General features: G+C 46.9%; 12 protein-coding genes. 10 read left to right on the top strand and 2 right to left on the bottom strand.

The features are described from left to right. Positions 1-18: 18 nt before the first annotated feature. Positions 19-1,299, top strand: coding sequence for a glycoside hydrolase family 2 TIM barrel-domain containing protein (locus AAHN97_RS06505; RefSeq protein WP_343306747.1), 1,281 nt, complete (start codon positions 19-21; stop codon positions 1,297-1,299). Between the two features lie 38 nt (positions 1,300-1,337). Beyond that, positions 1,338-4,583 (top strand): S41 family peptidase, encoded by a 3,246-nt coding sequence (locus tag AAHN97_RS06510; RefSeq protein ID WP_343306748.1) that lies wholly within the window; start codon positions 1,338-1,340, stop codon positions 4,581-4,583. A 159-nt stretch (positions 4,584-4,742) separates the two neighbouring features. Here AAHN97_RS06510 and AAHN97_RS06515 read toward each other — a convergent pair whose 3' ends face one another. Beyond that, entirely contained in the window at positions 4,743-6,167 is a 1,425-nt protein-coding gene (locus AAHN97_RS06515; RefSeq protein ID WP_343306749.1) for a sulfatase, read from the bottom strand. A gap of 437 nt (positions 6,168-6,604) precedes the next feature. On the opposite strand from AAHN97_RS06515, the gene AAHN97_RS06520 reads away from it, so the two are divergent. The 8 genes from AAHN97_RS06520 (at position 6,605) to AAHN97_RS06555 (ending at position 19,678) form a co-directional block, all read left to right on the top strand. Next, entirely contained in the window at positions 6,605-9,418 is a 2,814-nt protein-coding gene (locus AAHN97_RS06520; RefSeq protein WP_343306750.1) for a glycosyl hydrolase, read from the top strand. Between the two features lie 54 nt (positions 9,419-9,472). Then, positions 9,473-12,694, top strand: coding sequence for a SusC/RagA family TonB-linked outer membrane protein (locus tag AAHN97_RS06525; RefSeq protein ID WP_343306751.1), 3,222 nt, complete (start codon positions 9,473-9,475; stop codon positions 12,692-12,694). Between the two features lie 19 nt (positions 12,695-12,713). Next, complete coding sequence (locus AAHN97_RS06530) at positions 12,714-14,531, top strand: RagB/SusD family nutrient uptake outer membrane protein (protein ID WP_343306752.1); 1,818 nt, start codon at positions 12,714-12,716, stop codon at positions 14,529-14,531. Between the two features lie 23 nt (positions 14,532-14,554). Then, entirely contained in the window at positions 14,555-15,490 is a 936-nt protein-coding gene (locus tag AAHN97_RS06535; RefSeq protein ID WP_343306753.1) for a DUF5017 domain-containing protein, read from the top strand. Between the two features lie 18 nt (positions 15,491-15,508). Continuing rightward, on the top strand, positions 15,509-16,732 hold the full coding sequence (locus AAHN97_RS06540; protein WP_343306754.1) for a sialidase family protein: 1,224 nt from the start codon (positions 15,509-15,511) through the stop codon (positions 16,730-16,732). 19 nt (positions 16,733-16,751) lie between these two features. Then, a complete protein-coding gene (locus tag AAHN97_RS06545; RefSeq protein ID WP_343306755.1) occupies positions 16,752-17,507 on the top strand; it encodes a sialate O-acetylesterase in 756 nt (251 codons plus the stop codon). Between the two features lie 12 nt (positions 17,508-17,519). Beyond that, positions 17,520-18,920 carry a sialate O-acetylesterase gene (locus AAHN97_RS06550; protein ID WP_343306756.1) on the top strand — a complete coding sequence of 467 codons (1,401 nt, stop codon included), beginning with the start codon at positions 17,520-17,522 and terminating at the stop codon, positions 18,918-18,920. A 185-nt stretch (positions 18,921-19,105) separates the two neighbouring features. Then, complete coding sequence (locus AAHN97_RS06555) at positions 19,106-19,678, top strand: hypothetical protein (protein WP_343306757.1); 573 nt, start codon at positions 19,106-19,108, stop codon at positions 19,676-19,678. 125 nt (positions 19,679-19,803) lie between these two features. On the opposite strand, the gene AAHN97_RS06560 is transcribed toward AAHN97_RS06555, so the two are convergent. Further along, positions 19,804-20,742, bottom strand: coding sequence for a hypothetical protein (locus tag AAHN97_RS06560; protein ID WP_343306758.1), 939 nt, complete (start codon positions 20,740-20,742; stop codon positions 19,804-19,806). Between the last annotated feature and the right edge of the window lie 57 nt (positions 20,743-20,799).

The following is a 20,799-nucleotide window of genomic DNA, read 5'->3' on the forward strand; positions in this document are numbered from 1 at the left end:
AAATAGTAAATTAGTCTGATGAAAGCACCCTTACTATTTAAACTCGCATCTGCATGCCTGCTATTGACTGTTGCAGGGTTGGTGAAAGCCCAGCCCGTAAAAGTCGAAATCGTAGAAAAAGACAATGGTTTTGTGCTGATGAGGAACCACAAACCTTATTTTATAAAGGGCGCAGGCGGCACCAGTTATATAGACCGGCTGGCAAAGTATGGCGGCAATTCCATACGTACCTGGGGCACCAATAACGGCGACCAGGTTCTGGCGAAAGCGGAGAATCTTGGCTTAACGGTAACGATGGGCCTGGATGTAGCGAGGGAAAGACATGGTTTTAACTATGATGATACAATTGCAGTTCGTAAGCAATTGGAAAAACTTCGCCGGGAAGTGATCAAATACCGCAATCACCCGGCTTTGCTGATGTGGGGCATTGGTAATGAGCTTAATCTCAGCTATAAAAACCCTAAAGTATGGGATGCTGTGAACGATATTGCCAAAATGATCCATCAGGAAGATCCTAATCACCCTGTTACAACCATGCTTGCAGGAGTAAACCCGGCGGTAGTAAAGAATGTAATAGCGAGATGCCCGGATCTTGACTTGTTAGCTGTACAGGTGTATGGCGGCTTAGCAAAGGTTCCGGAACAGATAGTAAATGCCGGATGGAAAAAAGCGTATATCGTCACGGAATGGGGCCCAACTGGTCACTGGGAAAGTATAATTACTCCCTGGAAAGCAGCTATAGAGGAAACCAGCAGTGAAAAGGCGGAAGTTTACCGGAAACGTTATGAGGCTTCGATCAAAACAGACAAAAAATGCCTGGGATCCTATGTATTCCTGTGGGGGCAAAAGCAGGAACGCACACCTACCTGGTATGGGTTGTTTACGGAAGCAGGGGAAGAATCTGAGGTAATAGACGTGATGCAATATCTGTGGACGGGCAAATGGCCGGATAACCGTGCCCCTCATTTGGATTCATTAACGCTGGATGGAAAGCGGGCCACTAGTTTTATTTACCTGCAACCAGGCAAAACGTACCCGGTGAATGTTTACGTAAAGGGCCAGGGCCTTACTAACCGTTGGGAACTATTACCCGAAAGTACTGATCTGAAGGAGGGGGGCGACCGCGAATCAAGGCCACAAGCCATACCAGGCCTGATAACGGCCAACAAAACGGGGTGTACCCTCAAAACTCCTGAGAAAGCCGGTGCTTACCGCTTGTTTTTGTACGTGAGCAATGGCAGGAATAAGGTGGCCACTGGCAATATTCCTTTTTTTGTAGGAACTCCCTCTCAAAAATAAAACCCGTATTTTCATATTCACACAAAGTCTAAGCCCTAATGAAAAGAATTCTTACTTGTTTCGTCCTTTTAGGATCAACCCTTACCTTAAAAGCACAACAGGATGCCCGCTTACTCCGTTTCCCGGCCGTTCATGGTAACCAGGTAGCCTTCACCTATGCAGGTGACCTCTATACCGTTCCCGCAACAGGCGGTGTGGCACGGCGCATTACCAGCCATCCCGGCTACGAGATGTTTGCCCGTTTCAGCCATGACGGTAAATCAATTGCCTTTACCGGCCAATACGATGGCAACACGGAGGTGTTCATTATGCCCGCTACCGGTGGTGAACCTAAACGGATCACCTACACCGCCACCCTCGGCCGTGATGATATAGCGGACCGTATGGGGCCCAACAATATCGTAATGGGTTGGACGCCGGACGACAAACATGTGATCTATCGCGGCCGCGGTACCTCCTTTAATGCATTCAAAGGCAAGCTTTACCTGGCGCCCATTAATGGAGACCTCAGCCAGGAATTGCCATTCACCGTTGCTTCCTGGACCTCCTATAATGCCGATGGTTCCAAAATGGCCATGAACCGCGTATTCCGGGAGTTCCGCACCTGGAAGAATTATCGCGGCGGTATGGCGGATGATATCTGGCTGGTAGATCCCGCATCCGGTAAAGCCGAAAATATCACTAACAACCCTGCCCAGGACATTTTCCCGATGTATCATGGCGATAAGATCTACTTCGTGAGTGAGCGGGACAGAACAGCGAACATTTTTGTGTATGATACCAAAACAAAACAAACGCAGAAAGTAACTACGTTCAAAGAGTTCGATGTTAAATTTCCATCCCTGGGAGATAATGCCATCGTGTTTGAAAATGGTGGATATATTTATCTGCTGGACCTCAGTAATAACCAGACCAGGAAGCTGAGCATCACCATCGCGGAAGATCTTGCCTCAGGCCGTTCCAAACAGGTAGATGCAGCTAATTTTGTGTATAGCTGGGACCTGTCGCCTGATGGTAAACGTGCTGTTTTCAGCGCACGCGGGGATGTGTTTACTATTCCATCCAAAACCGGCGTTACACGCAATCTTACTCAATCCAGCAATGCACATGATCGCAATGTTGGCTGGAGCCCCGATGGAAAATGGATCAGTTATATCTCGGACCGTTCAGGAGAGGATGAATTGTATATCCAGCAACAGGGTGGGGCTGAACCAGCAAAACAATTAACGAAAGGAGGTGGTTCTTATAAGTTCAATCCCGTATGGAGCCCGGATAGTAAATACCTGATGTTCGGCAACCGGGAACAAGACCTTTTTATAGTGGATGTTGCTGCCGGAAGCAAAACACTGGTTGCTCATTCGGATGCCGGCACACTTGGATCATACACTTTTGCACCAGACAGCAAATGGATCGCATTTACCGTTCCCGGAAAGGCACGTGAGTTCAGTGTGATCAAACTCTATAATATCAACACAAAGAAAACCATCGCCGTTACAGATACCTGGTACGACAGTGGCGGGCCACAGTTCAGCCCCGACGGGAAGCTCTTGTATTTCGTATCCGAGCGCGACTTCAATCCCACTTACAGTAATACAGAATGGAACCATGCTTATACAGATATGGGGCGCCCGTATTTTGCCCGGCTCAGTGCTGGTGATAAATCGCCACTGGCTGATAAGAACGATGAAGTGAGTGTGAAAGGAGACGCAGATACCAGCGGTAAAAAAACACCTGCTCCTGCGGGAAAAGGGATAACAGTAGTGGTGGATGAAGAAGGCCTGGCAGACCGTATTGAAAGCCTGCCCGTATCACCCGGGTCTTACGGAGGGCTGGTGCCTGTGGAAGATGGTGTTTATTATTCCTCCGGGAGCCGCGGCCCGAGAGGGTTCAAATTCTTCAGCCTTACAGATCAGAAGGAAACAGAGATCGGCAACTTCGGTGGATACAGTGTTACACCGGATGCAAAGAAGATCCTGTTCCGCACAGGGAATGATTTCTTTATTGAAAGCCTCAGTAAGTCAAAGATCACACCCAGCAATAAAATTGATCTGACCGGATTAAAGATAACGGTAGACCTGAAAGCAGAATGGAAACAGATCTATGATGAAAGCTGGCGGCAGATGCGGGATTATTTTTATGATCCCAATATGCATGGTGTAAACTGGAAAGCCATGCACGACAAATACGCACCGCTGCTTCCGCATGTCAACCATCGTGATGACCTTACTTACCTGATCGGTGAAATGATCGGAGAATTGAATATCGGGCACGCCTATGTTAACAGCGGGGACAGGCCGCCCATCAATAAGATCCAATTGGGCCTGCTGGGAGCAAGGTTCAGTCGTGATAAAAGCGGCTACTACCGTATAGACAGCATCCTGTCCGGCGAAAGCTGGAACAAAACATTGGTATCTCCATTGCGCGCATCAGGCTCGAAAGTGAAAGCCGGGGATTATATCATTTCCATCAATGGCACGTCTATGAAGTCGGTCAATAATCTTTACGAACCACTGGCCGGTAAAGCAGGCCAGTTTGTAGAGATTGAAGTGGCGGGTTCTCCAGCTGCTTCAGGCACAAGGAAGCTGTTGGTGAAACCCATCGCCGATGAATCTTCTCTTTACTATCATGAATGGGTGCAGCAGAATATAGCCAAAGTGAATGCCGCCAGTAGCGGCAGGATCGGTTATGTACACATTCCGGATATGGGAGTGGAAGGGCTTAACCAGTTCGCACGTTATTTCTATCCCCAGCTTGATAAAGAAGCGCTTATCATTGATGATCGTGGTAACGGAGGAGGAAATGTATCCCCGATGATCATCGAGCGCTTATTACGGAAGCCATCGCTGGGTACTATGTTGCGGAACAGCAAAACATCTTCCGTTAAACCGGATGCACATATAGGCCCGAAGGTTTGCCTGATTGATCAGTACTCCGCTTCTGATGGCGATCTGTTCCCCTGGCAGTTTAAATACAATAATATTGGCCCCCTGATCGGTCAACGCACCTGGGGTGGCGTGGTTGGGATCAGCGGTTCGCTGCCGTTTATTGATGGGGGAGATATGCGGAAACCGGAGTTCGCACACTTTGCAGCAGATGGATCTTCGTTCATCATAGAAGGGGAGGGCGTTCATCCTGATATTGAAGTTGTCAATGATCCGTACAGTGAATATAAAGGTGCTGATGCACAGTTGGCCCGGGGCATAAAAGAACTGCTGGACAAACTGGCACAGGGTGGAAAAACCGGGGTGCCGAAGATCCCTGCGTTTCCGGATAAATCGAAGTAATGAATGATATCGGTAGAAGGCCGCATAGTTCTTAAGAGCTATGCGGCCTTCTGTTTTTAGGAAATGAAGTTAATCGCCCGGTTTATTGATTGTATTCTTTCTTCTACGGTCGGGATAGCGAAACAAAAAAACGCCCCGGATATCCGGAGCGTTGTAATTTTATTCTTTCATTGCTGGCCGGGCCTTCTCCCACCCATCTTGCAGCTGTTGCTGCAATTCCCTGATCAAAGCAATATTCGCTGAAATGCCGGCGATATTATTCACTTCACCGGGATCCGACTGATGATCATAAAGTTCTATTGATTTAACTTCATTTGTTTTAAAATTACGCCATTCCACGTAACGGTAACGATCCGTTCTGATGGCATAACCCATTATTTCAGGTTCACCTTTGTACTGCCAGGGACGGGGAAATTGACTGAACACGGCACTTTTCCATGATTGATCCGGCCTGGTCAATAACGGAGCAAAGGAAGTACCCTCCAGCCCTTCGGGAACAATAAGCCCGCTCAGCTCGGCCAGAGTAGGATAGAGGTCTACCAGTTCCACCAGCTCATCAGACCTGATACCATGCCCTTTACCCGGAGCGGCAATAATTAAAGGTACCCTGGTATCCAGCTCATAGTTGGTTGTTTTTGTCCATAATCCTTTCTCGCCTAAATGGAATCCATGATCACTCCACAAAACAATGATGGTATTCCTGGCCAGATCTAAACGGTCCAGTTCTTCCAGCACCTTTCCGATCTGGGCATCCGTATAGCTGATCGCGGCATAATAGCCGTGCAGTAATTCCCGCTGTTTTGAATCAGCAAATGGGGTATCAGGTCCAATGTCGCTGTACCCTTTGAGCTCCTCGTTCTTATGAACTGCATAGGCCGGTATATTTGAAGGAATAGTACGCTGAACGGGCAGGGGGATATTTTTCCGATCGTACAGGTCCCAGTATTTTTTTGGCGCGCTGAAAGGCAGATGCGGACGGCGAAAACCTACCGCCAGGAAGAAAGGCTTGTCTTTGATCTTTCTCAGCATTTCCAGCGTCTGATCTGCAACCTGCCCATCTATATAAGCATCATCAGGTACATCTGCCTGTTCTGTTGCCGCTGCTTTTGAAGTTTTTTTCTGAAGGTTTGCAGGCAGTACATATTTACCTTCCCTTTTTGTTACTGCCATTATCTCCGGAGCCGACCAGGAAAGGGAATCCTGTGCTGAGGCAGGATCATGATAGATTTTACCGATGCATTGCGTATAATAACCATTATTTTTAAAATACTGGGGTAATGTAACTACATCCGGAATCGTATTACGAAAATGCGTCTTTAAATCCCAGACCTTCGAGGTATTCGGCCTTCTTCCCGTCATTAAAGAAGTGCGTGAAGGAGAGCATACTGCCTGCTGGCAATAAGCCCGGTTGAATAAAACACCAGCCCCTGCCAGTTTATCAATATTGGGGCTCTGCACGATCTTATCTCCATAACACCCCAATTGAGGGCGCAGATCGTCTATTGCAATAAAAAGGATATTAGGTTGCTTTTTATTATCGCTCAATCCTTTATTAATGCGACATCCGCTAATCGCCATCAACATTATAGAGATCGCTATAAAAGCATGTTTATTTGTGCCCAAAATCATTTTTTACTTTTCAACAAGTATATGTACTACAATTAAATAAAGCAAGCATATTTATCCCCTGTTGCTGTTTTTTTATACCAGGCGGGAAAAATATCCTCTCTGAAAAAAAATATTTATTTGAATGTGTTTCATATACACTAAGACTTACAGCCGAATTCTGATGTGGGTTTTCATGAATTTAATTCACGTATTACCAGGCCTAAAGATGAATATTCTGGCCCTGAATATTATCAATTTCAAAAAAAATCTTTGATATGTACTACATATCTACTAGATTTGTTTTAGATAGTTTCCACGACTGACAGGATTAGATTACACGATTATGAAATTAACATCTCTCCCTCGGAGGTAATAGATTAACACGTCAATACAGCACGTAATTCAAAAATCTTATGGCTATATCAAGAAGGAATTTCGTTAAACTAAGTTCTTTGGCGCCTCTTACATACGCTTTTCCTTTTCCTGAGTTTTTGGGTGCATTCTATACAAATGCAGATTCCCTGTACGAAAATTTTAAGACGCCATCTGCTGCTGCCCGGCCCTTTGTCCGTTGGTGGTGGAATGGAGGAAAGATAAATGAAAAGGAACTGCTCCGTGAACTGGACCTTCTTAAAGAACAAGGTATTTCAGGAGTTGAAATTAATTCCGTAGCCTTTCCAAAAGCCATAAATGCAATCGATTACCAGACGCTGAACTGGCTAAGTCCGGAGTGGCTGGCAGCGTTGAAAGCAACACTAAAGGCTGCCAGGGAACGGGGAATAGCCTGTGATATCATTGTAGGCTCCGGCTGGCCATTCGGTGGTGAATTCCTTCCAGAGGAGGAGCAGTTACAATTACTTGCGCTCGGAACCAAAAAACTGATAGGGCCACAGCAGTTCATCATAAAGAAGGAAGCCCTGTTAGCTGAAACAAATTTCCTGTTGAAGCGTAAAACCGGCTCCATGGAACTTTTTGGATTGAGGCTTTCACCAGCCCGGCTCAATACTTTCAGCCCCGGAACCGACCTCCATGCACAAATAAAGGAGGATGAGATCATCGTTGATGTACCTGCCGGAGAACATGTGCTTTATTCCATCGTAAAATTCAAGGGTTATGCATCTGTAACACTTGGGGCGCCTGGTGCATCAGGGCCGGTACTCGACCATTACAACAAGGCCGCAGTTCAACGTTACCTGGATAGGATGTCTGATGCAATCACCGCCGGTATTGGCAACATGGGCGATCATTTCAGATCTGTATTTGTAGATAGTCTTGAACTTCGCGGATCGAACTGGTGCGATGATATGTATGAACAGTTTAAACAAAGAAGAGGATATTCCCTGGAACCTTATTTGCCTTTTATCCTGTTTAAGTTAAGCAAAAGGCTCACGCATACAGGTTCACAATCCCTGGAAAACATCATCACGCTGTCGCCTCAGGCGCAGGACGAAGTTAACCGCGTGAGATACGATTTTGAAATAACCCGCCTCGAGCTCTTTCATGAAAGGTTCTTACAAACGTTTTTAGACTGGTGCAGGAAGAACAATGTAAGATCAAGAGTGCAGGCTTATGGCCGCGAATATTACGCGTTAGAGTCAGCTATGCTGCCCGATATCCCGGAATGTGAAACCTGGATCCGTGATGATATAGGCGGCGATCTGCCGGAGAACACCTTTAGAACCGGCAGAGCCTACAGGCCGGTGAATAAGTTTGTTTCTTCTGCAGCCAGATTAACCGGTAAACGTGTGATAAGTTGTGAAGAGATCACCAATACTGATCTCGTTTTTAATGCCTCACTGGAAAAGATAAAAATTGCGGGAGATCAAAGTAATCTTTCCGGGGTTACTCATTCCATCCTCCATGGGTTCAATTATAGTCCGCCAGAAGCACCTTTCCCAGGCTGGGTGCGCTATGGAACTTTTTTTAGTGAAAGAAATACCTGGTGGCCATACCTGAAAAGATGGATAGACTATAAAGCCAGGCTATCCGCCGTTTTTCAAAATTCAGAAATGCAATCAGACGTTGCCGTTATGTTCCCTCATGCAGATCTCTGGTCGGAGGTTGGGCTGCAATATCAACAGGTGCCGCAGATCGTTTACCCGGCATATGCAAACAACTTATGGGAGGCTGTTCACCAGAATGGAAGCGGTTGCGATTATATAAACGAAACTATCCTTCAAAAATGCAGTTTTTCAAAAGGCATGCTGCATTTTAATACAAGAAGTTATAAAGTATTGCTTATGCCGGAAATGCAATCGATAGCAACCGGGACGCCGGAGCTGCTTAAGAAATTTGCAGCCGCAGGAGGGAAGGTGATCTTTATTGGCAAAGAACCTGTTAAGACTTTCGGAAAGCAGAAAGCGGAAGTACAAAGTGATATTCAATCCCTGAAAAAGGCTTTCCCGGAGAACGTTAGATGGTTCCCGGCTCCCCAGGGAAAGATTATCGACTGGTATGCTCAGTTACAATCTGAATGTAAGATTGCCCCGTTTGTAAAATTCGATAAACCTGTTTCGTATGTAAGCCAGGTGTATTACAAAACAGCCGAAGCAGATATTTTCTTTATCTGCAACTATCACCAGGAAAAAAACCATGAATTCACGGCAACTTTTAATGTCAAAAATAAAAGCGCATGGCTGTGGGATCCCGAGACTGGAAAAAGGTATCTGTATCCTTATCAGGGTGCAAAGAATAATCTCAGGATCAGTCTTAATCCTGCCCAATCTGTGTTGATCGTGTTTACGAACGGCTCTGAAGGAGAGTTATATCAATTCTCAAAAGTTACTGGCAAACAATCCCGCATGCTGGAAGGTTCATGGGATGTAACCCTGGAAAAGATACATGAACTGCCTCGCAAAACAACATTTAATAAGCTGATCGATCTTAAGGATGATCCGGAACTTCATTCGTTTGCCGGCGTTATTTTCTACGAAAAGCAATTCCAGGTAAACGAGCCGGGCAACTATCATTCACTCGATCTTGGGAAAGTATATGGAATATCGGAGGTGGAAGTCAATGGCCGGTCATTAGGAGCCAGATGGTATGGCAGGCATATTTACGATCTGGGCCAGGCACTCAAAAGCGGTGGTAATACAGTGAAAATTAAAGTCACCACAACACTGGGTAATTACATGAGATCATTGGAGGATAATGCAGTTGCACAACACTGGACCGGGAAGCAGCCGTTGCACCCGGCAGGATTGGCCGGCCCTGTAAAATTAATCTAGCATTTATGTTTAACAAAATTATACAGCGAAACAACCAAATCAAATTTTTATCACATGTACCATGAACCAACTACTTCTGCGGGTTTAGTCCGCATCCGTGTACCTGTACGCCGCTATTTCAGAACATTGATGGCTGTAGTGCTCATCGCATTATTCCTGCTGGGGAAGGCCATGGCGCAACGCCCGCCTGCTGTTATAACAGGGCGCGTAACAGACACCAAAGGCGAAGCATTGGTGGGTGTAAACATCAGGCTTAAAAATGGAACAGCCGCAACACGCACGGATACTACAGGCAATTTTAAGATCAGCGTTCCTGATCCTGAAAAGGGGATCCTTGTTTTTACTTACCTGGGTTTCAGTACTACTGATGTACCTGTCAGGGGGCGCGCAAAGATCTCCGTTTCACTTGAGCCGGATGTTACCGGCCTCAACGAAGTAGTGATACTCGGTTATGGAAGCGCAGCTAAAAAGGATCTGACCGGCTCTGTTGCCCAGGTGCGTGTGGAGGATCTGCAGAAGGCGCCGGTGTTATCATTCGATCAGGCGCTTGCAGGAAGGGTGGCAGGTGTGCAGGTATCGTCTAATGACGGGCAGCCCGGAGCGGAAGGTATCAACATCGTTGTCCGCGGTGCAAACTCTTTGTCGCAAAGCAATTCACCGCTTTATGTGATAGATGGTTTCCCGATGGAAGATCCGCAGAATATGTCCCTCAATCCGGAAGATATCAAAACAATCAATATACTGAAGGATGCCTCTGCTACTGCGATCTACGGTGCGAGAGGCGCGAATGGTGTTGTGGTGATTGAAACGAAACGTGGTAAAACCGGCCTGGCATCCGTTACAGCAACTGCAACTTTTGGTTTCCAGGATGTGACCAAACAGATGGCTATGATGACCCCCTTTGATTTTGTACGTTATCAGTTCGAGCGGGACGATCAAACCACCACCGATACGTATCTCACAAACGGCTTAACGCTTGAGGACTATAAACGCACTTCCGGCATCAACTGGCAGGACCGCTTGTTCCGGCAGGCATCTATGCAGGTTTACAATGTTGCACTCCGCGGCGGTAACGACAAAACAAAATATGCTGTTTCAGGTTCCGTCTCAGACCAGGAAGGGATAATGATAAATTCCGGCCTGAACCGTTACCAGGGCCGCTTTGTTTTGGACCAGGCAGTGAGCAAAAAGGTGAACGTAGGTATCAATGTAAATTATAGCCGGTTTGGCAGTTACGGGCAGATTGCCTCCGGGGCAAATGCCGGAAACGGCGCAAGTGCGTACCTGCTATATTCCGTTTGGGGATCCCGCCCTGTGTCCGGAAAGAGCCTGAACCCGGAAACTGATGACCTTGGTGAAGATCTGATTGACGAGGATATTGATCAAACGATGGATTACCGGGTCAACCCGATCAAATCGGTGGAGAACGAGATCAGGAAATCGGTGTCAAATAATCTTATCGCCAATGCTTATCTCACATATGATATCACGCCGGAATTGAAACTGCGGATAACCGGAGGTGTAGAGAACCTTATCCGGAAAAACACAAGCTTCTATAATTCTCAAACTTCCCGTGGTACGCCGCTATTCCCTAATAACACGCGCGGTCAGTTCGGCAGCGTTAGTTATGCTGAAAGAAGCAGCTGGCTAAATGAAAACACGCTGACGTGGACTAAAAAGATCAACCGGAACAATCGCGTGGAAATTCTGGGAGGTTTTACCTTGCAGGGTGCAAATGCTGAAGGCTATGGTTTCCTGTCGCAGAATGTACCTAATGAATCGCTTGGTGTTGCCGGCCTTGAGCAGGGAATTCCGGGATCAACATCTTCATCAGCATCAGAAAGCAAGCTCAGTTCGTTCCTCAGCCGGGTGAACTACAGCTACCGTTCCCGGTACCTGGTTACAGCGAGTTTCCGGGCAGACGGTTCATCAAAGTTTTCTCCCGAAAACCGCTGGGCCTATTTCCCATCTGCAGCTTTTGCCTGGAGAGTGAAGGAGGAACGCTTTATGAAGTCATTGAAATTTATCTCTGAGGCGAAGTTTAGAACCAGTTATGGCGTGACAGGAAATAACCGGGTAAGCGATTTCGCCACCTTGCCGGCGCTGACCAGCCCAATAGGAGCTTCGTATTCATTCAATAACGGAAGCCCTTCCACCGGCGTTATCCAGTCGTCTTTAGGCAACTCCAGACTAAAATGGGAAAATACTACCCAGATCGATGTGGGCCTGGACCTGGGATTTCTGGATAACAGGATAATGTTAAACGCAGACGTATATCGCAAAACTACTTCCGATCTGTTGCTGAATGCCAGCCTCCCAACAACCACTGGTTTTTCCAACGTTTTCAAAAATATAGGAGAGGTACGCAACGAAGGTCTTGAATTAACACTAACTACAATTAACGTCAGGTCTAATTCATTTTCCTGGAACAGTGATATCAATATCAGCTTCAACCGGAATAAGGTGATGGGGCTTGCTGAAAACCAGGATAATTTACTTAGCACAATAGGATGGGAAAACAGCTTTAATACAGTACCCCTTTATATGGCTTCCCTCAACGGACCGGCAGCAATGTTCTTCGGGTATCTTTCTGATGGTCTATACCAGGTAGATGATTTCGATCAATCGGCCAGCGGTGCATATACACTCAAATTGTCCGAACCCACGAATGGAATGGCGAGATACCGTATCCAGCCTGGTGATATCCGATATAAGGATGTCAATCTCGATGGAGTGGTGGATGAAAAGGACAGGGTTGTCATCGGACGTGTGCTGCCTGAACATTCGGGAGGTTTCAACAATAACTTCAGCTACAAGGGCTTTGACCTGAATATATTCTTTCAATGGTCGTACGGGAACCAGATCTACAATGCCAACCGGATGATGTTCGAAGGCAACGTTAACAACAAGGCCAATTTGAATCAATATGCTTCTTACAACAACCGGTGGACGCCGGATAACCAGGATAGCAAAATGTTCCGCACCGGGGGAGCAGGCCCGGCAGGTTATTATACGGACTACTACCTGGAGGACGGATCCTATCTGCGGCTCAAGACCATTGCGCTTGCATATACTATCCCTGCCAAACTGCTGGCGCCAACCTTCGTGAAAAGTTTATCGGCCACCATTTCAGCGCAGAACATATATACCTGGACGAAGTATTCCGGTATGGACCCGGAGGTTTCTGTACGGAACTCCGCACTGACGCCGGGATTTGATTATTCTGCTTATCCACGGGCCCGGACGCTGGTTTTCGGCATCAGGGCTGGTTTTTAGTTACTAATAATATAGCAATATGAAAGCTAAATACATATATCTTCTGGCATTAGTCCTGGTAACTCAGGGTTCCTGTAAAAAGTTCCTTGAAACTAAACCCAGCGATTTTCTGGCCCCTGAAACATACTATAACACAGAGAAGGAACTTACGTATGCGCTCACCGGCATATACGATGTGCTGGGCAGTTCTGATCTTTATGGTGACAATGTGTTCTACCACTTCGATATCACGGATGAAGGAGTATACGGTCACGCTGGTGTTACAGCGGGTGTACAGGTATACAATTTTTCCAGTTCGGATCCGATTGTAGCCAGTACATGGGAAACGCTCTACAATGGTATTGGGCGTGCCAATCTGCTTCTTGAAAATATAGACCGGCCGGTGATGGATGAGGCTAAAAGGAAAGTGATCAAAGGCGAAGCACTTTTCCTTCGCGGTTATTATTATTTTTTATTGGCGCAGATGTGGGGGGATGTGCCACTGATCCTCAACACAACCACTTCCCCTGATGATACGCAACGGCCGCGTACTCCGCTTGCGGATGTTTACAAACAGGTCCTTGCGGACCTCAAAGAAGCAGAAACACTTGTACAGCCCATCAAAACGCTGGGTTTCGGCGGGCGGGCAAATAAGTCTGCCGTACGTGGAATGCTTGCGCGGGTATGCCTTTATATGGCAGGTTATCCCCTGAATGATAAGGCGAAATATACCGATGCACGCGATTGGGCCAAAAAGGTGATGGATGATGGGGAGGCTGGCCATGCCCTGAATAACTCCTATGACCAGGTATTTATCAATCTTGCTGCAGACAAGTACGACATAAAGGAAAGCCTGTTCGAAGTTGAATTCTGGGGAAACCGTTCAGATGCCTATACGGAAAGCGGCCGCCTTGGTTCCCGGAACGGCATCCGTTGTACAAACGTGGATACAGGCTACAGCCTTGGACGTATTAATGCAACGCCGCGTTTCTACAACAGATATCAGCCGCTCGATGAGCGCCGGGACTGGAATATTGCACCCTATATCTACGGTGGTACGAACAATGCTGTGAGGGAATACTGGCCGGAGAGCAATACCTGGCAGCGAAGCTGTGGCAAATACCGGCGGATGTATGAAGTACTCCTGCCAAAGAGTACCAGTTTTACACCGATCAATTACCCGGTCATGCGTTATGCAGATGTTCTGCTGATGTTTGCAGAAGCGGATAACGAGCTGAATGCAGTACCCTCAGCAGAAGCGATCAATGCGGTGAATCTTGTAAGGCGGAGAGCATTTGGTAAAAATATTCATGGAGAAAACCTGAGCACGATAACTGTTGCAAATGGCGGCAGCGGTTATTCCTCCACAAATCTTCCGGTTATTACGATAACAGGCGGCGGTGGCAGCGGTGCAACTGCACGTGCAACGGTTTCCGGTGGCAGGATAACTGCGATCACTATAACGAACCGCGGTGCTTTCTATACCACTGCTCCAACTGTTACGATAACAGGCGGAGGCGGAACCGGAGCGAGTGCAGTTGCAGTGATCACCACTCCCGGCGATGCAGATGTAACGCCGGGCGATTACAGCTCGCAGAACAACTTCCGCGCCTTCCTGCACGATGAACGCAGCAGGGAATTATGCTTTGAAGGCCTGAGAAAAGGAGATCTCATCCGCTGGCAGGAGTTCATTGAAGAGATGCGTGCAGCAGGTACGGAGATCAACCAGATTGCCGCATCGGCCTACAAATTTGAATCAAGGGCAGGGCTTAACGTTTCAGAGAAAAATTATCTGTTCCCCGTTCCAACTAATGAGATGTCGCTTAACCGCGCGCTCGTTCAGAATCCGGGATGGTAAATCACTCACTAATACTTATCAATATGAAAATCAGGTATATCATAGCTGCTTTGTGCCTTGTGATCTTTGCATCCTGTGATAAAGAAGGTATCAGCCAGCCGGCTTTCAACATAACCGGCTACAAGGTCACCTCTATCGTGGATTCTTCAGGTAACACGGTTAACCAGGTAACTTTCAGCTTTTCCGGTGAGGCAGCCATTATTTCTTTTTATCCCGGCCTTATGGGCAGCGATTATGCCCACCGGGATGGGCGCATTCTTGATGTAAAGGCATTGCTTTCGTCATTTTCTACCACGCTGAATAACGGAACGCAGGACAACCAGCTGTCTGTAATGGTTTCTTCGGACTTTAACGGCACTTACGACATTGCAAACATTCATGCCGCTACATGGACGGATATCACCAGCCGCTTTGTACTTAATACAAGAGATGCATCCGCATCCCTGCCTTCAGGAACGAAAGATATCAAAGACCTGGTTGCGGATGGGAAACCCCTTTATTATGCTTACCGCTACATCTGTAAACCACAGGCGGCAAACGGGGCTAATTCTACCTGGCGCATCCGCGCTTTTTCACTGCAAACAGAAACGGACCTGGGAGTTACTTCGCTTGCTACACTTACCACAGCGGACTGGAAGCTCGTCAACGATGGAACGATCATCGATGCCGGCAGAGGGGCAGTTATTGAAAGCTCCGGTGCCATCCGGTTCAATGGGAACCACTTGAACAAAGAGGTGTATACGGAGTCCTGGGCAATAAGCAAAGCATTCCGGATCACTGAAACGGATATGGGGCCGGACAGGCCTATTGCCATAAAGAGTGTCATCAATCCGCTGCTAAGCAGTTATTCTTTTAACTATAACACCCCTGGAACTTACAAGGCAGTTTTTGTTGCTACCAATGCAAGTCATGAAGGTGAGGCACGGATTGTCCGCGAAATAGAGGTGACTATTCCTTAACCGTTAAATAACTATATTATGAGAAAAAAACTGGATCTGCTGGCTCTCATTGTAATTATAAGTTTCTCTGCATGCCGGAAAGGAGCAGATACGAAGGAACGTATCAATGAAAACCTTCAAAGCCTTAAGCCTGATGTTATGGCGATGGCAACTGCCGTACACACAAGTATTAAGCTGTTTGACGGAGGAACCGGAGGCTTTCATGCTTATCGCATTCCTTCTATTGTACGTACAACCAACGGTACGCTCATCGCTATTTGTGAAGGGAGAGCAGATGGAGATAACGATTACGGAAATATCAATGTTGTCTGTAAAACATCTTCGAACCATGGTGCAACATGGTCCGCGCTTAAAACTATTGCAGGAGCAACCCTCGGTACATGGGGGAACCCTACGGCGGTTGTTGACTGGGATACAGGCCGGGTATGGCTCTTTATGTCCTGGAACGATGCTGATCACAGCGAAAATGGCAGCGGTGATACAGACCCGATTGACACCTGGGGGCAAAGACGCGTATATTTAACATGGAGTGATGATAATGGCGCCACCTGGGCAACACCTGTTGATAAAACCAGTGCACTGTTACCTCCCACGATGACCTGGGATGCCATGGGGCCAGGTGTTGGCATACAAACTGCAGGCGGCCCCCATCCCGGCCGTTTGATCATTCCCGCCAGAAGGCGTAATATTTATAGCGATGATCATGGGCAAACATGGCACTACCAGATTATTCCTGCAGGAACGGATGAGGGTACAATTGTTGAACGGGCAGACGGCACGCTTATGCGTAACGACAGACCGGGCGGAACACCCTGGCAGGAAGCTAAGAGACGCCATATCTCCACCGGGACCATTGAAGGAGGCTTTTCAGCATTTACGCCAGCTTCTGCATTGCCTGATCCGCGATGTGAAGGTTCGATAATACGATATGCCGGAGACCGCTCCCGTATTATTTTCCTGAATTCAGCCAGTGAAAGTACCCGCTATAACATGGTTGCCCGTGTAAGCTATAATGAAGGACAGACCTGGTACGCCAGCCGGAGGCTGCACAATACCATTACGCAGGAAGAGGCGGCTGCCCTGGGAAAAGGAGGATACTCCAGCATGACTAAAACAGCTGACTTTGCCGTAGGAGCGTTAGTGGAGCAAAAAGAAACGCCTTCTTCCACAAATAGCCATTGGTCTATCGAATTTCAGAAATTTAATCTGACATGGTTGCTCGATGGCCAACCTGAACCTTGATAATTATTAATTTGAATCAATGAATACACTTTTTGCAGTAATACTATTTTTATCTTCTGTTTCAAAACCGGATCCTGATTTTCACCTTTACCTGCTGGTTGGACAGTCCAATATGGCAGGCAGGGGAGTTATCACCGCTGAATACCAAAACAGTTCACAACCCAATGTACTGATGCTGGATAAAGAGGGTAAATGGGTAACAGCATCGCATCCCCTGCATTTTGATAAACCCGCGAGGGCAGGAGTGGGTCCGGGCCTTGCATTTGGCCTGGAAATGGCGAAGGCTGATCCTTCCGTACGGATCGGGCTGATCCCCTGTGCAGTTGGTGGTACGGCGATAGAATCCTGGGAGCCCGGGGCGAAGGATCGTGTAACGGAGGTGTATCCGTATGACGATGCTGTGGCCAGGTTACGCACAGGAATGAAAAACGGTGTGATCAAAGGTATTATCTGGCACCAGGGAGAGGCCAATAGCACGCCTGAAAGATCTGCCGGTTATCTCGAAAAACTGGGATCTCTCATCGGGCGCCTGCGCCAGGTGGCAGGAGATACCAGCTTACCTTTTGTTGCAGGCGAACTGGGACGTTACCGGGATAACTATCATTTAGTGAATGACCAGCTAAAACAATTGCCGGGAAAAGTAAAGAACACAGCGCTCGCCAGTTCCGAAGGACTGGTTCACAAAGGAGATAAAACCCATTTCGATGCTGCTTCGGCTACGGAATTGGGCAAACGCCTGGCCGCAAAAATGATACAGCTACAAAAAATGAAATAATCAATAAGTCATATGAAACGGATAAAAGCATGTATTGCTCTTGTGTTGATGATGAATACGGTGGTCAGCGCTAAGGTAATTCTTCCGGCTGTCATCAGCCACAACATGGTGCTACAGCAAAAAACGAATGCCGCGCTTTGGGGAAAGGCGCGCCCTGCAGCGAAGGTGAAGATCACAACCGGCTGGAATGGAAAAATGTATACTGCCCTTGTTGGGAAAGACAGTCTTTGGCGTGTTTCAGTAAGTACTCCCGCAGCCGGTGGCCCCTTCAATATCACCTTCGACGATGGTGAAAAACTGGTATTGAAGAACATACTTATCGGGGAGGTTTGGGTTTGCTCTGGTCAGTCCAATATGGCCATGCCCGTTAAAGGATATCGCAACCAGCCTGTAGAGGGTTCAAACGATCTTTTGGTAAATGCGAAGAATCCTCATATCCGCCTGTTCCAGGTTACACGCCAGTTTTCTGACCAGGTTCAGTTTGATGCAAAGGTACGTAACTGGGAGGAAGCGGATGTAGAAAGCGTGAGCGAAATGAGTGCTGTGGGTTATATGTTTGCAAAGATCATTCAGCAGCGTCTTAACGTGCCTGTGGGTATTATTCTTACTGCATGGGGCGGAACCCGCATTGAGGCATGGATGAGCGCTCCCGGTTTGCAGGCCTTTCCTTCAGTTAAGATCCCCGCTTCCGGTGCTGCAGTAAAACTAAACCAGAATAGCCCTGCTGTGCTCTATAATGCAATGATCAACCCTATTGTTGGTTTTAGTATCAAAGGAGTTTTATGGTACCAGGGAGAAGCTAACCGGAAAAATTCCCGGGAGTATGCGCAGATGATGCAGGCCATGGTAACCGACTGGCGTAAACGCTGGAATTGCGGAGATTGGCCGTTCTATTATGCACAGATCGCTCCGTTTAAATATGATGGAGATAACATATCAGCTTATCTCAGGGAAGCGCAATTGCAGGCGTTGAAGCTGATCCCTAACGCTGCTATGGCGGTAACAGCGGATGCAGGTAGAGAATTTTCGATCCATCCACCGGATAAAATGACGGTTAGCAAGCGCCTGGCTTACTGCGCACTGGCACGGGATTATGGGATCAGCCAGCTTCCATACCAGGGGCCGGTTTACAAGGCGATAAAAATCAATAAGGACACTGTTGATCTTACTTTTGAACATGCTGAAAATGGCCTTTATGCCGGAGCGAAACCACTTACATTATTTGAAGTAGCAGGTGAGGATAAAGTCTTTTATGCTGCCGGGGCCAAAATAACGTCAACCGGTATCCGCCTGCATTCAGACCAGGTGAAAGTTCCGGTAGCAGTGCGGTATGCTTTTAAAGACTGGTTCTCAGGTGAGCTTTTCAATAATGAAGGTTTGCCAGCCTCTCCATTCCGTACAGACAATTGGTAAACAGTAATAAATAAAATTAACATTGCACTAAAAGGGCTGGCCGGAAAGGCTGGCCCTTTTGGTATGCTGATCAATCATACGCATGTTTCATAAACCCAAACCTCTCATCTGTTAATTCTCTCCCTTAACAGCCGTTTCACAGTCCTAGCTTGCATTCAGAAAATGTCCCCTAAATCTTTATAATTATGAAAAATACGTTTGTATTGTTTGCATCGGTACTCCTGTTTGCCTTGTGCGCCTGTAAGAAAGAAGGCCCCGCCGGCCCGGCAGGGAAAGATGGAAATGCCAATATCACGGCAAAGAAATTTACCACGATGGCATCTACCTGGAAATACCCGGGCCACTACGCTCTTGACTATGGCAATAACCAGGTAAAACTGCATTTCAGCAAATACATCACCATAGAAGCACCTGAGATCACAAAAGAAGTTATCGATAACGGATTGGTGCTGGTATATATGATCCCGAAAGGTGTACACAACTGGATGCCGCTGCCGCTGTCGTTCCAGGCCGCATCACCCTCGGACGTGGTGCATAATTTCGCATATGAGTACCGCCAGGGAACGCTCACCATTCATTATTACTGGACGGCCAATACCACTGGAAAACTGGTTCCTGACGGATTGGAGACCACCCTCATGCCATTCTATAATTTCCGGTATGTTGTGGCGTCAGGTGTGATGAGCGATAAACTGAAATCTTCCGGAACAAACCTGCAAGACCAGATGGCCGTGGAACAAATATTAAACAGGCGCTGATCTTATCATCGCGAGGGTTGGGGATATAACTAATCAGATCAATTTCCCGATCAATACCAGGTCGGTAATAATTATATCATCCTTATCAGGAGAACTAAACCCGCTTTAAATGGATAACTTGTTTTCTATTTATTGAGTGAGGCCAGCAGGGGTAGAACCTCTTTAGTATAATATGGTTCTTCCGTACACCAGAAGATATAATCCAGCTTCAGATAATTCTGCGCAAAATCCAGGATCTCAGGCACGGTTACTTTCTTTTTTGTTTTCACATTGAGCTCAGCATAATTCCCATCCTGAACAGCCACGCCGGTAGTTACTTTACCTGATAGGGCCCTGATCAGCGGGTAACTGTTAGCCATCTGAAACGGTTTATTCACCTTGATATCCGGGCCACCCATTCCCATATGGATCTTCTCTGCGTAGTCATAGAGTTCTTTAATCCCTTTTTGTCCGCCAAACATAAAGTTGGCATATAATATAGGAACGGATTTCTTAAAACAGTCACGCGTCACTTTCATATACTTTTTTATCGCTTCCATATACGCTGCCTCACTGAAATCTCCGGGCAACTGTTCTTCGGAAACATCAATAGAAGTTTCAGGGAGGTTGATGCCTTCAATTCTGCCATCGAACTGTTCACCTAGCTTATGTAAAAGTTTATAGAAGCGCGCTGCTACCGCAGGATCCCATCTTCTTGCAACATAACCATGACAGCTGGTTTCGCCACATTGCCTTGCTTCACCTCCATGATAAATGGTATCAGTCATCAGGTATTTGGGAACAGCATGATTTTCTTTCATGAATGTGGCATCCTGGATCTGAATAAAGAGCTTTTTACCTTTGGATGTCAGAAATCTGAGATCTTCTTCTATCTCGCTAAAGTTATAAACGTCCTTTTCAGATTCCAGTTGCCGCCATGCATACCTGATCTGCGCACCCGCTATATTGGGATTGTTATAAAATGCAGAGTCATGGATCTTCTCCCGGTCCCTGCCGAAATAAGTGAAGTGTTTAATGGGCTTGGTATTAAATACCAGGCTTATTAATACGAGCATGATCTTCATAGTTCACAAGTTAAAATAAAAAAAGAGAGCTACCATTACAGTAGCTCTCTTTTTATT

It is taken from the genome of Chitinophaga niabensis (genome assembly GCF_039545795.1).
GTDB lineage: Bacteria > Bacteroidota > Bacteroidia > Chitinophagales > Chitinophagaceae > Chitinophaga > Chitinophaga niabensis_B.

Coding starts and splice junctions, on each gene's coding strand:
- AAHN97_RS06515 (WP_343306749.1), bottom strand. CDS start 6,167: ATGTTGATGGCGATTAGCGGATGTCGCATTAATAAAGGATTGAGCGAT.
- AAHN97_RS06560 (WP_343306758.1), bottom strand. CDS start 20,742: ATGAAGATCATGCTCGTATTAATAAGCCTGGTATTTAATACCAAGCCC.
- AAHN97_RS06530 (WP_343306752.1), top strand. CDS start 12,714: ATGAAAGCTAAATACATATATCTTCTGGCATTAGTCCTGGTAACTCAG.
- AAHN97_RS06545 (WP_343306755.1), top strand. CDS start 16,752: ATGAATACACTTTTTGCAGTAATACTATTTTTATCTTCTGTTTCAAAA.
- AAHN97_RS06520 (WP_343306750.1), top strand. CDS start 6,605: ATGGCTATATCAAGAAGGAATTTCGTTAAACTAAGTTCTTTGGCGCCT.
- AAHN97_RS06510 (WP_343306748.1), top strand. CDS start 1,338: ATGAAAAGAATTCTTACTTGTTTCGTCCTTTTAGGATCAACCCTTACC.
- AAHN97_RS06505 (WP_343306747.1), top strand. CDS start 19: ATGAAAGCACCCTTACTATTTAAACTCGCATCTGCATGCCTGCTATTG.
- AAHN97_RS06535 (WP_343306753.1), top strand. CDS start 14,555: ATGAAAATCAGGTATATCATAGCTGCTTTGTGCCTTGTGATCTTTGCA.
- AAHN97_RS06525 (WP_343306751.1), top strand. CDS start 9,473: ATGTACCATGAACCAACTACTTCTGCGGGTTTAGTCCGCATCCGTGTA.
- AAHN97_RS06555 (WP_343306757.1), top strand. CDS start 19,106: ATGAAAAATACGTTTGTATTGTTTGCATCGGTACTCCTGTTTGCCTTG.
- AAHN97_RS06550 (WP_343306756.1), top strand. CDS start 17,520: ATGAAACGGATAAAAGCATGTATTGCTCTTGTGTTGATGATGAATACG.
- AAHN97_RS06540 (WP_343306754.1), top strand. CDS start 15,509: ATGAGAAAAAAACTGGATCTGCTGGCTCTCATTGTAATTATAAGTTTC.